Source organism: Roseomonas sp. OT10, from assembly GCF_020991085.1.
Lineage (GTDB): Bacteria > Pseudomonadota > Alphaproteobacteria > Acetobacterales > Acetobacteraceae > Roseomonas > Roseomonas cutis.
Window position 1 is genome coordinate 5,318,292 of record NZ_CP087719.1, and the last position, 11,207, is coordinate 5,329,498.

Sequence of the window (11,207 nt, forward strand, 5' to 3'; positions counted from 1 at the left end):
CAAGCCGGAGCGATGGTCGCTGACCGCGTCAGAGTGAGAGGTCGGCCGGGACGGGGTTGAGCCCGTCCGGTCGAGAGAGAGCGCCGGGCCGGCTCGTCCGTTCTTGCTCTCTCGAGGTTCCCTCCATGCTTTACGCTCCCGTCTCCGGAGCCGCCCCGGCGGCCTCGCTTCCGCTCGCGCCCAACGCGCCGCCGGCCGCCGCCATTCTCGCCGCCGCCGGCCATCTCCTTCCTCATCTCGAACAGGGCCGCGCGATCGATGCCGCGATACTGCGCTCGGCCATGGAACAGGCCTTCGGCGCGTCCGACGCTAGCGGCGCCTGGGACTGGAAGACGGCCTATGACGCCTGCGAAGCGGCAACCATCCTCTTCATGCGCAAATACGGAAAGCCGCTTTTCCGCAAAGCCGCGTCTCCGGCAGCACGGCTCGCAGCGCTGAGCAAGATCGCCGGGCTGCTGCCGACGCACACGCGCCGGTCCGAAGAGGCTCAGGCCCGTCAGCAGTTCTCGACGCCGACGCCGCTTGGTCTCGCGGCCTTGACCGCCGCAGCGCTCACGTCCGCTGACCGGGTACTGGAGCCCTCGGCCGGCACGGGCCTGCTTGCGATCCTTGCCGAGATCGAAGGCTCCGATCTCATCCTCAATGAGCTGGCCGAGACCCGCGCCGATCTTCTTGCCGCTCTCTTTCCAGCTCATTCGGTCACGCGTTTCGACGCCGCGCAGATCGATGATCATCTCGACCGCGCCGCCATTCCCAGTGTCATCATCATGAACCCGCCGTTCTCGGTCATGGCGGCCGTCTCAGGACGCGTCGCCGACGCCGCCTATCGCCATATCGCTTCCGCTCTGGCGCGGCTCGCGCCGGGCGGCCGGTTGGTCGCGATCACCGGCGCAAATTTCTCGCCCGAGCTGCCGGCCTGGCGGGACCACTTCGCCCGGCTGCAGGAGCGCGGCCGCGTCGTGTTCAGTGCGGCGATCGCGGGCTCGGTCTATGCCAAGCACGGCACGACCATCGAAACGCGACTCACCGTCATCGACAAGGCGCCGGCCGAGGATGCGGCACGCTTCCCGGACTCCGTCGGCGTCGCGCCCGATGTGGCGACGCTGCTCGCCTGGATCGAGCGGGACGTGCCGCCGCGCATGGATGTCGCACTGCCCAAGGTCACGCCCGATGCCGCGCCGCGCACCGTCCGCGGTTATCTCGCCCGGGCCGCAGCCGCTACGCCCGCCTGGCGCACGGCTGAGATTCGAGGCGTGCCGCTGGACTACGAGACGGCCGAGTGGACGCCGCCCGAGGGTGACCGCCTGTCGGACGCGATCTACGAGGCCTATACGCTCCAGTCGATCCGCATCCCGGGCGCGCAGCCCCATCCCACCAAATTGGTGCAGTCGGCCGCCATGGCGTCGGTCGCGCCGCCGAAGCCGAGCTATCGCCCGACGCTTCCAGCCGCGATCGTCACCGAGGGCGTTCTGTCCGACGCCCAGCTCGAGACGGTGATCTACGCCGGCGAAGCTCATGGCGAACACCTCGCAGGCGCCTGGACCGTGGACGAGACCGGCGATCTCGTCACCGCCGCGCCGGACGACGCGCCAAACGCCGTCCGCTTCCGGCGGGGCTTTATGCTCGGCGACGGGACCGGCGCCGGCAAGGGCCGTCAATCCGCTGGCATCATCCTCGACAACTGGCTGCAGGGTCGCCGCAAGGCAGTATGGATCTCGAAGTCCGACAAGCTGCTGGAAGACGCGCAACGCGACTGGTCGGCGCTCGGTATGGAGCGTTTGCTGGTCACGCCGCTATCGCGTTTCCCTCAGGGCACGCGGATCCGTCTCAACGAAGGCGTCCTTTTCACCACCTATTCCACGCTACGGTCCGACGACCGTGGCGAGAAGCTTTCGCGGGTCAAACAGATCGTCGAATGGTTGGGCTCCGACTTCGATGGAGTCATTATTTTCGACGAGTCGCACGCAATGCAGAACGCCGGCGGCGGCAAGGGAGAACGGGGCGATGTTGCGCCCTCACAGCAGGGCCGTGCCGGGCTCCGGCTCCAGCACGCGCTGCCAAATGCGCGCGTTGTCTACGTCTCTGCCACGGGCGCGACAACCGTCAACAATCTCGCCTATGCCCAGCGGCTCGGCCTGTGGGGCGGTGACGATTTTCCCTTCGCCAACCGCGCCGAGTTCGTGGAGGCCGTCGACAATGGCGGTGTCGCGGCCATGGAGGTGCTTGCCCGCGACCTGCGCGCCCTCGGCCTCTACACGGCCCGGTCGCTCTCCTATGACGGTGTTGAATACGAACTGGTCGAGCAGCAGCTTACGCCCGCGCAAACCCGCATTTACGATGCGTACGCCGGCGCCTTCGCCATCATCCATAACCATCTCGACGCCGCGATGCAGGCCGCCAACATCACCGGCGATAGCGGCACCCTGAACCGTCAGGCGAAATCGGCCGCGCGTTCTGCATTCGAAAGCGCCAAGCAGCGGTTCTTCGGTCATCTGCTGACCAGCATGAAGACCCCGACGCTGATCCGCTCGATCGAGCAGGACCTGGCCGACGGGCACAGCGCCGTCATTCAGATCGTCTCAACCGGCGAGGCACTGATGGAGCGCCGACTGGCCGAGATCCCGACCGAGGAATGGAACGACGTGCGTGTCGACATCACGCCGCGGGAATATGTCCTCGACTATCTCGCCCATTCCTTCCCGGTGCAGCTCTACGAGCCGTTCTCCGACAGCGAGGGCAATCTGTCGTCGCGGCCAGTCTTCCGGGACGGTCAGCCCGTCGAGAGCAGGGAGGCCGTTGCCCGCCGTGACGAGCTGATCGAACGGCTCGCATCGCTAGAACCCGTTCCAGGCGCCCTCGACCAGATCGTCCAGCGCTTTGGCTCCGATGTCGTCGCCGAGGTCACCGGCCGTTCACGGCGCGTTGTGCGCAAGGGCGATCGCCTTGCCGTCGAAAATCGGGCGGGCTCGGCCAATCTCGCCGAGGCCGCCGCCTTCATGGACGACCAGAAGCGCATCCTGGTCTTCTCGGATGCGGGCGGTACGGGGCGCAGCTATCACGCCGATCTTGGCGCGAAGAACCAGCGCCTGCGTATCCACTATCTGCTGGAGCCGGGCTGGAAGGCCGATGCGGCGATCCAGGGTCTCGGTCGGACCAACAGGACCAATCAAGCTCAACCGCCGCTCTTCCGCCCGATCGCCACTGACGTGAAGGCTGAGAAGCGCTTCCTCTCCACGATCGCGCGTAGGCTCGATACACTCGGCGCCATCACGCGTGGGCAGCGCCAGACCGGCGGACAGGGTCTCTTCCGGCCAGAGGACAATCTCGAAAGCCCCTATGCGCGCGATGCGCTGCGCCAGCTCTATCTGCTGCTCGTGCGTGGCAAGGTCGAAAACTGCTCGCTCGACCGCTTTGAGTCCGCCACCGGACTCAAACTCACGGATGACAACGGCATCAAGGACGAGCTGCCGCCGATCACGACCTTCCTCAACCGTCTGCTCGCGCTGACCATCGACCTGCAGGGCGTGCTTTTTACGGCGTTTGAGCAGCTCCTGACGGCAAAGGTCGACGGGGCGGTTCGCAGTGGAGTCTATGACGCCGGACTCGAAACGCTGCAGGCCGAGAGCTTCATCGTCACCGGCAGCGAGGTGATCCATACGCACCCGGGCACCGGCGCGGAAACGCGCCTTCTCACCATCACCCGCCGGGAGCGCAATCGACCGACGAGCCTCGCCGAGGCGCTCGATCATCTCTCCGATCCGCGCGCACGGCTCCTGGTCAATGGTCGCTCCGGCCGCGCCGCCGTGCAGATTTCCGCACCATCGATGATGCTCGACGATGGCGAGATCGAGCGCCGCGTCTGCCTGGTCCGGCCGATGGAGCAGCACTATGCGCCGCTGCGCATGATGGGTGAGAGCCATTGGGAGGCAGCCGATCGCGCCGCCTTCGCCGCCGCGTGGTGGGCTGAGTTGAATGACGTGCCGGAGTTTTCCGACAGCACGATCCACATTGTCGCCGGCCTGTTGTTGCCGATCTGGAAGCGGCTGCCAAACGAGTCGACGCGGGTCTACCGGCTCCAGACCGATGGCGGCGAGCGCATCATCGGCCGCCGCGTCTCGCCCGCCTGGGCGGCAAACGCCGTCACCACGGGCGCAACATCGCTGACCCCTGAGCAGGCCTTCACCGCTCTGATGGACGGCACGACGATCCTCGATCTCGCTGACGGCCTTCAGCTTCGGCGCGCCCGCGTCATGAATGCCCAGCGCCTGGAGCTGACCGGCTTCACCGAGGCGATGCGGGACCGGCTGCGCACCTACGGCCTGTTCAGCGAGATCATCTCGTGGAAGCTCCGCTTTTTCGTGCCGGCCGACGCCGCCGGACCGGGCGTCCTCGCCAAGGTGCTCGATACATATCCCGTGGCGCGCATCTCCGAGCGGGAGGCCGCGTGATGGCACGTCAGGACGCTTCCGATCTTGCGCACAGTCTCGGCCGGCAGGCCGAGGCGGTGTGCCGGCATTATCTTTCCAGCGGTCGCCGCGAGGGCAACTACTGGCTCGTGGGCGATGCGCGCAACACACCCGGCCGCTCGATGTACGTCCGGCTCAAGGACACGCCGAAAGGTCCCGCCGGCAAATGGACCGATGCGGCGACGGGCGAGCATGGCGATCTCCTCGACGTCATCCGAGAAAGCTGCGGCCTCATCGACTTCAAGGATGTCGCCGACGAGGCGCGGACCTTTCTCTCAGTGCCGCCGGCACCGGAGGCCCGTCAGCACGAACGGCAGAACCCAGCGCCGCATGGCTCCCCCGAAGCGGCCCGCCGACTGGTCCGCATGTCGCAGCCGATCCACGGCACGCTCGTACAAACGTATTTACGGGAACGCGGCATTACGGATTTGCGCGGAACCGGAAGCCTGCATTTCCACCCGCGCTGCTATTATCGCCCCGAAGAGCATTCGCCGACCGAGACCTGGCCGGCGATGATCGCGGCCGTCACCGACCTCGACGGCAAGATCACCGGGGCGCATCGCACCTGGCTCGATCCGCGCCGCCGCGACAAGGCGCCAATCGACACGCCGAGGCGAGCCATGGGCGATCTTCTCGGCAACGCGGTCCGCTTCGGCATAGGCAGCGATGTGATAGCGGCGGGCGAAGGCATCGAGACCGTCCTGTCGCTTCGTCAGGTCCTTCCCGACATGCCTATGCTGGCGGCGCTCTCCGCGGCCCATCTCGCTGCCATCCTGTTCCCCGACACACTGCGGCGGCTCTACATCGTCCGCGACAACGATCCGGCCGGTGACGCTGCGCGCGACACCCTCATCGAACGGGCCGACGCGGCCGGGATCGAGGCGATTGTCATCTCGCCGCAGCTGGGCGACTTCAACCAGGATCTGCGCAGCCTCGGCCTGGACGCATTGAGCGTGGAAGCCCGGTTGCAGGTCGCGCCGCAGGACGTCGCGCGCTTCATGGCGTTGGCGGCATAGCCGGCAGGAAAACGGGCGTGAGGTTCGCCGCCGTGCTCGGCGGATGCATCATCCATCGGAGGGGGACCGCGCCTCGGCCTTCGAGAGGGCGATCGGCCCACAAGCCGGCCAACCGGGCAATGGCGGCGGCCGACTATTTTCCGGCGCGGCCCAGAGGCCGCTTTCCATCGCGAAGCAAAATTGCCGGCCTTAGCCATCGAGCCCTACGCTTTCGCTCCGGGTGCCCGGCCGTCCGGCCCGCGGGCTTCGTCGCCATGAAGGCCGCGACGGTCGCGGTCCAACCGATGGAGCATCCCATGCGCGATCACGACGACTACGAACCGCATCACGAATCCTCACCCACCGACCATGTCCTTAACGAACTGCAACTTCACGGCTACCGACCCTTCACCGACGAGCCCGACCAGCGGCTTCTGCCGGACGGCAACCAGGTCGCGGGCGCCGTCGCCGACATCTTCGACGCTCTAATCGGCACCCTGGCAGACACGCGCCTCGAACCTGACCTCGACGATCTCCTCTGGTCGACCGTGAACGTTTTCCACCGCGCGACCGACCGGATCGGCCGCGAACTGGATGACAATGAGCAGTCCCAGAAGCGGGCGCAGCGCGAACAGGACGGCAGCGAGGTGAAATCGGTCGAACTGGAGCGCCTGATCGCAGAGGGGATCACGCTGATAGAGCGCCAGAACGCCTTCGAGCTAATGCGCGACCAGGCCGCCGAACACTACGAACGCCACGTCGGCAAGCCTTGGCTCCCGCGCAGCGGATCGAAGGTCAACCATCGCAATCTGACTTCGGCGATGATCGACAGCCGCGACTTCTTGATGGCGAAGAAGCGCGCCGATCAAGAGGTGCTCCTGCCGCCTGGCCCCAAGATCGTCGTCACCGGCGGCCTCGACTTCAATGATCACCAGCTTATCTGGGCAAAGCTCGATCAGGTTCACGCCAAGCACGCCGGCATGGTTCTCGTCCATGGAAAGTCGCCAAAGGGTGCCGAGAGGATCGCCTCGCTCTGGGCATCGAACCGCAACGTTCCGCAGATCGGCTTTGCACCCGATTGGACCAAGCACGGACGGTCGGCACCGTTCAAGCGGAATGACCAGATGCTCGAGATCGTGCCGAAGGGCGTGCTGCACTTCCCGGGCACGGGCATAAATGACAACCTCGCCGACAAGGCCAAGAAACTCGGCATTCCGGTTTGGAAGCACGGCGGCGCGTAAGCGCCGCCACGCATGCGCCGCTGCCTAGCGCTTCATCTTCGTGACTTTGTAGACGCACCCGGAGCGATCATACGTGGTCCAATCACCAACCTGCTGACCGTCGTCGAAGTAGCCGGACCGCAGCTTCGAACCGTCCCGGCGAAACCACTCCCAGTATCCGGTAGGTTGTCCCTCCATCGTCTGGCCGACGACCCACAAGCTTCCGTCCTTGTGTCGCTTCTCGAAAGCGAGCGTCTCCGTCATTGGCAGCCCCACGTTCAGTCTGGCTCGCCTGTCACTGCGATACGGGCGGATCGCACGTAGAAGGCAAGCTCGGTGTCGTTTTCGATCAACGCGTCGAGAAGCGCTTTCATATCCGCTTGGTCCGAAGACGACTGGAAGGGGCCCGGCTGCCGCTCGATCGCCAGCACAGCGATCGTCAAAGCCTTCTTCAAGAGGTGCAGGCTCCTTCCTGTGAACTCCGCCATCGTCCAGCCCTTCGCGACTCTACACTTGCCGCCAAGAGCATAGCGCAAATAGCCATCTGAGGACACGACGCGAGGCTGAGTCGAAAGCAGTGTCGAGACTGTAAAACGGGTCTCCCGACGCGAAGACCACCTCCGCCTATCAGCGCTGATCCTTGGTCCAGCCGCGGACTTGTCGCCATCAACCCATGAAGGGTCGGCTATGCGAGCATGCCGCCGCTGCGGCTGCGCCTGCGCGGTGATTGCAGTCCACGGCCGAACACTTCGGGCGCCTGTCGGCGGGGGATGGTCCCCCGCTCCAGCAGGAGCCCAGCAGATGTCCCTCAATCAAGCTCACGCCTTCGCCTTCAGCCTCGCCACCACCCTGATGGTCTCGATTGTCATCTTCCAGGCAGGCGACGGCAGCATGGGTGTCATGCCCGCGGGCGAATATGACGGCGAACTCGCCGCGATCGTCCATGAGGTTGATCCCTTCGCCCGCTGATCGCGGGCAAGGCTTCACGGCCGCAAGCGGAAGTCCGGCAGGATTTCCGCTCCCGTCCCGGCTTGTCATTCGCTATACTTCAGGCGCGCTGTGGTGGTGGTGGAGGCGCGATCTTCAGCCATGAACGATTGGAAACCACTGCCATGATCGTCCTTGCCATACTCGCATCCCTCTTCGCCGTCGGCCTGCTCTGCTGGCTGGTGTTCACCTTGGCCGTTTTCGCTCTGCCCGCCTTCGTCGGCGTGACGACGGGCGCCTGGGCCAACGAAGGCGGCGCCGGCATTGCCGGCGCTGTCGTCGTGGGCGTGCTCGCAGCGGCGATGACGCTCGCCATCGGGCACCTCCTGATCGCCTTCGTACGTCCGATCTGGCTGAAACTCGTCGTGGCGGTCGCCTTCGTCGCCCCGGCGGCGATTGCGGGTTTTCATGCCACCCATGGCATCGTGAAGCACCTGATGCCGTCGGAAGCGTGGCAGATGGCGTTTTCGATCTTCGGGGCCGTCGCGGTCGGGATCACCGCCTTCCTCCGGGTCGCTGGACTAGTGGCGACTCCCAGCCCATCCAGCCCGGGCCTTACTCGGGCATAATCTTTGTCGACGTCGTTCCGGCGGATCGGAACAGCACAAGACAACGCATATCCTCGTAGCCTCCGAGGTTGCAGATGAAGCGGTGGGTGCTGATTGTTCATCGCCCCGAAAAGCAACCCGCGGGGGAGCGCTTTGGGCGACACCGGCAGCGCATCCGTTCGTGCACTGAAGGCAGAGACGCTCCCGGTGGCAGTGGACGGAGATGCTGGAGCGATGCCTGTCGATGGGGAACGAAGCTGCTGCGCACGCCCTGCGCCGACTTGCCGATGCGGGAGGGTCGCCATCTTCTCCGTTATCTGCCCGTGCCTAGACCGCTCCAAACGGCCTCTTCAATGGCCTGATCTGGCCGAAGTACGGCTTCGCCTCGATCGCCTATGACACAACAGCCGCGTCGAACTTTCTTCCCCTGCCGGCTGCGCCGTCATTCCTCGCGAGACAAGAAAGCCCTCCTAAGCTGTCAGGCCCCTTCGGGGTGCGCCGTCGACCGCCTCCGGCCTGCCGATCGCCATCGAGGCCGCAATGGTGCGGGCTCGGGAACGGAAAACGGAGAATTACAATGGCGACCATCGGCACCTTCAAGAAGACCGGCTCGAACGAGTTCACCGGCGAAATCGTCACCCTCAGCGTCCAGGCCAAGGGCGTGCGCATCGTCCCCGATACCCGCGCCACCGGCGAGAACGCTCCCAGCCACCGCGTCCTGGTGGGCCGCGCCGAGATCGGCGCCGCCTGGTCGAAGCGCTCCAACGAGGGCCGCGACTATCTCGGCCTCAAGCTCGACGATCCGAGCTTCAACGCCCCGATCTACGCCAACCTCTTCGACGACGAGGACGGCGATACCTTCTCGCTGATCTGGTCCCGCCCGAGCGGGCGGCGCGGCGACTGAGGTCTCCGCGCAAGGCCCCGGCCGGAAGGTCGGGGCCTTTCAGCTTTCTGGCGAACGAATCAGCTGACGTTTTCCCGGTCGGCTTTGCGGTGGTCAAACTGGCATAGGGCGACTATTATAGTCGTAGTTCTGGCGTGCGCGTAGGTCCGAGTGGGAGGTGATCATGCATGATCACCGCCCGACAATCACGGGCCGCGCGCGCGTTGCTGGGTTGGACACAGGAGACGCTCGCTGACAAGGCTCGCGTATCTCTGACCGCCCTCAAGCGCCTCGAGTCCGCCAGTGGCCTCGAGGTGTACGAGAGCACGCGGGATGAGGTCAGGCGCGCTTTCGAACAGAATGGCGTCGTGTTCCTGAGCTCCGACCGTGGTGTGGGAGTGATGGTGGTTGATCGCAAAGGGCAAGCCTGACGGCACGCGAGGAGCGAACTCGCAAACGCCCCACTCATCGGGTTGCGCTAGAAGCTCGCTCGTAACATCGTTAACAAAATGCTCCAGTATGGATGGATATCCGCGCCGGGGAACGCCGTGACTACAAGCTTATTTCTTGATGAACCGCCAAGCAGCGCGACGCCGACCGCCTATGACGCGGCCAATGTGAAGCTTTACCTGCGTTTGCTGGATGCCGAAGCGCAAGGCGCTTCCTGGGCAGACGTCGTCGAGACGATTTTCGGGATTTCGGTCAACGCCGAGCCCGAGCGTGCCGAGCGCGTTCACCGCTCGCATCTCGCGCGCGCAAAGTGGATGACGAAGAACGGCTATAGCGGTTTGCTGGCCGGCCGCGTGAACTGAACGTGATGCAGGTTTCGCATCACGTTGCTCCGCCTTCGTTATTCCCAGCCCTCACACAACTTGGAATCGTGTCCGCAGCTCAATTCGCGCGCTAAAACTGCGGAGGCTGTGGAGGATGTCTGAAGAAGATTCTTGGCGGTCAGAGGCCGCTTACGACTATGTCGATGCTCTGTCTCCCGGAGATCTTGCCTGGGAGTTTTTGCGGAGAAACACCGAGTACCGGCGATCATACGACGAATTCCTCCAGGCAGGCGACAACACCGAAGAACTGACCCGGGAGTTTACATCCCGATGGGGGTTGCGATTTCCCGGCAGACCCTTCTGCATCTGCAATCGTCTCTCCAGTCTATTGGGACGCCCACTTCGATCCATCGATCGTCGTCCTCGGCAAAATCCCGACGGCTCACACGCCTCCCTCACTTGACGATTTCATCAGGGCGCAGGCCATAAATGGCATCGATGGCGAGATGCTGCGCCTTCAGCTCCGGGGAGAAAAGTTCGACGCTTCTCTGCGCGACGGTGCCGGAAGTCTCGCGGCCATGGTCCTTCTCGATGAGCTTACGCCCGACCGCCTGAGCGCGCTGGCTCGCTTTTGGGCGGCTCTCGCTGGAAAAACCGTCCCGCCGGATCCGCGTATCACCCGATCCCGACAAAAGCGGGCGCGAGAAATGCTGCGCGTCCTCGACGGTCGGGCATCCGGAGCGACGTATCGTGCAATCGCCGACGCCGTCTTTCCCAAACATGATCACGACGCAGCCTCGTGGGTAGGCAGCGCAATCCGCGAGACGACCATTCGCCTGGCTAGAGACGGCACGAAGCTCGTTCAGGGCGGCTATCGTTCGATCTTGCGCCGGCCACGCCGAGACCGCTGACGCCCCAAAGGGTGTCGAACTTATCTCCTTTACTTCGACATCGTGCCGACCGCCGCAATCGCGCCACCGTGACCGCAATCCGCCGCCTGTCCGAGGCAGGCGCCGCGAAACCACGGAGGTTCGATCATGGACGAAACGGCCGCCCCCATGCCGCCACGCTACCTCAGGACAGAGGAAGCCGCGCGCTTTCTCGGGCTGTCGGAGCGCACGCTCGAAAAGCACCGAACATATGGCACCGGACCGACATACCGGAAGCTCGGTGGACGGGTGGTCTATTCGCTGACCGACCTGCAGGCGTGGGCCGATCGCGGCTTGGTGACCTCCACCTCGGATCCGCGTGGCGGCATCGTCGCTCCTGCGAAAGCTGCGGCCTCCCAAGGCCGCAACGCCGGCACGTCCGGCCTTCGCTGATCCGGTCTCCGTG

General features: G+C 65.0%; 12 protein-coding genes. 11 read left to right on the forward strand and 1 reads right to left on the reverse strand.

Annotated elements, in window-relative coordinates; all coding sequences use genetic code 11:
* Positions 1-125: 125 nt before the first annotated feature.
* The 3 genes from LPC08_RS24245 (at position 126) to LPC08_RS24255 (ending at position 6,702) form a co-directional block, all read left to right on the forward strand.
* Positions 126-4,448, forward strand: a complete 4,323-nt coding sequence (locus LPC08_RS24245; RefSeq protein ID WP_027297054.1) for a strawberry notch family protein — start codon at positions 126-128, stop codon at positions 4,446-4,448.
* Entirely contained in the window at positions 4,448-5,482 is a 1,035-nt protein-coding gene (locus LPC08_RS24250) for a DUF7146 domain-containing protein (protein ID WP_027297055.1), read from the forward strand. Before LPC08_RS24245 ends, LPC08_RS24250 begins: the two co-directional genes overlap by 1 nt.
* A gap of 296 nt (positions 5,483-5,778) precedes the next feature.
* Positions 5,779-6,702, forward strand: a complete 924-nt coding sequence (locus LPC08_RS24255) for a DUF2493 domain-containing protein (protein ID WP_027297056.1) — start codon at positions 5,779-5,781, stop codon at positions 6,700-6,702.
* A 257-nt stretch (positions 6,703-6,959) separates the two neighbouring features.
* Here LPC08_RS24255 and LPC08_RS24260 read toward each other — a convergent pair whose 3' ends face one another.
* Positions 6,960-7,169 carry a hypothetical protein gene (locus LPC08_RS24260; RefSeq protein ID WP_027297058.1) on the reverse strand — a complete coding sequence of 70 codons (210 nt, stop codon included), beginning with the start codon at positions 7,167-7,169 and terminating at the stop codon, positions 6,960-6,962.
* A gap of 313 nt (positions 7,170-7,482) precedes the next feature.
* Between LPC08_RS24260 and LPC08_RS24265 the strand changes: the two genes are divergently transcribed.
* The 8 genes from LPC08_RS24265 (at position 7,483) to LPC08_RS24295 (ending at position 11,194) form a co-directional block, all read left to right on the forward strand.
* The gene (locus tag LPC08_RS24265; RefSeq protein ID WP_167522629.1) at positions 7,483-7,650 is read left to right on the forward strand and encodes a hypothetical protein; all 168 of its coding nucleotides are present in this window, start codon (positions 7,483-7,485) and stop codon (positions 7,648-7,650) included.
* 143 nt (positions 7,651-7,793) lie between these two features.
* Complete coding sequence (locus LPC08_RS24270) at positions 7,794-8,237, forward strand: hypothetical protein (protein WP_027297059.1); 444 nt, start codon at positions 7,794-7,796, stop codon at positions 8,235-8,237.
* A gap of 556 nt (positions 8,238-8,793) precedes the next feature.
* The gene (locus tag LPC08_RS24275) at positions 8,794-9,120 is read left to right on the forward strand and encodes a DUF736 domain-containing protein (RefSeq protein WP_027297060.1); all 327 of its coding nucleotides are present in this window, start codon (positions 8,794-8,796) and stop codon (positions 9,118-9,120) included.
* A 167-nt stretch (positions 9,121-9,287) separates the two neighbouring features.
* Positions 9,288-9,530 carry a helix-turn-helix domain-containing protein gene (locus tag LPC08_RS24280; protein WP_027297061.1) on the forward strand — a complete coding sequence of 81 codons (243 nt, stop codon included), beginning with the start codon at positions 9,288-9,290 and terminating at the stop codon, positions 9,528-9,530.
* Between the two features lie 78 nt (positions 9,531-9,608).
* A complete protein-coding gene (locus tag LPC08_RS24285; RefSeq protein WP_058454244.1) occupies positions 9,609-9,911 on the forward strand; it encodes a DNA -binding domain-containing protein in 303 nt (100 codons plus the stop codon).
* 115 nt (positions 9,912-10,026) lie between these two features.
* Positions 10,027-10,335, forward strand: a complete 309-nt coding sequence (locus tag LPC08_RS26340) for a transcriptional regulator domain-containing protein (RefSeq protein WP_072492857.1) — start codon at positions 10,027-10,029, stop codon at positions 10,333-10,335.
* Between the two features lie 115 nt (positions 10,336-10,450).
* Entirely contained in the window at positions 10,451-10,783 is a 333-nt protein-coding gene (locus LPC08_RS26345) for a DUF2285 domain-containing protein (RefSeq protein WP_234797314.1), read from the forward strand.
* Between the two features lie 126 nt (positions 10,784-10,909).
* Positions 10,910-11,194 carry a helix-turn-helix transcriptional regulator gene (locus LPC08_RS24295; RefSeq protein ID WP_024350838.1) on the forward strand — a complete coding sequence of 95 codons (285 nt, stop codon included), beginning with the start codon at positions 10,910-10,912 and terminating at the stop codon, positions 11,192-11,194.
* Positions 11,195-11,207 lie beyond the last annotated feature (13 nt).

Bases quoted from the DNA above. Each gene is read 5' to 3' on its own strand.
- LPC08_RS24245 (WP_027297054.1), top strand. From the start codon at position 126: ATGCTTTACGCTCCCGTCTCCGGAGCCGCCCCGGCGGCCTCGCTTCCG.
- LPC08_RS24250 (WP_027297055.1), top strand. From the start codon at position 4,448: ATGGCACGTCAGGACGCTTCCGATCTTGCGCACAGTCTCGGCCGGCAG.
- LPC08_RS24255 (WP_027297056.1), top strand. From the start codon at position 5,779: ATGCGCGATCACGACGACTACGAACCGCATCACGAATCCTCACCCACC.
- LPC08_RS24260 (WP_027297058.1), bottom strand. From the start codon at position 7,169: ATGGCGGAGTTCACAGGAAGGAGCCTGCACCTCTTGAAGAAGGCTTTG.
- LPC08_RS24265 (WP_167522629.1), top strand. From the start codon at position 7,483: ATGTCCCTCAATCAAGCTCACGCCTTCGCCTTCAGCCTCGCCACCACC.
- LPC08_RS24270 (WP_027297059.1), top strand. From the start codon at position 7,794: ATGATCGTCCTTGCCATACTCGCATCCCTCTTCGCCGTCGGCCTGCTC.
- LPC08_RS24275 (WP_027297060.1), top strand. From the start codon at position 8,794: ATGGCGACCATCGGCACCTTCAAGAAGACCGGCTCGAACGAGTTCACC.
- LPC08_RS24280 (WP_027297061.1), top strand. From the start codon at position 9,288: ATGATCACCGCCCGACAATCACGGGCCGCGCGCGCGTTGCTGGGTTGG.
- LPC08_RS24285 (WP_058454244.1), top strand. From the start codon at position 9,609: ATGCTCCAGTATGGATGGATATCCGCGCCGGGGAACGCCGTGACTACA.
- LPC08_RS26340 (WP_072492857.1), top strand. From the start codon at position 10,027: ATGTCTGAAGAAGATTCTTGGCGGTCAGAGGCCGCTTACGACTATGTC.
- LPC08_RS26345 (WP_234797314.1), top strand. From the start codon at position 10,451: ATGGTCCTTCTCGATGAGCTTACGCCCGACCGCCTGAGCGCGCTGGCT.
- LPC08_RS24295 (WP_024350838.1), top strand. From the start codon at position 10,910: ATGGACGAAACGGCCGCCCCCATGCCGCCACGCTACCTCAGGACAGAG.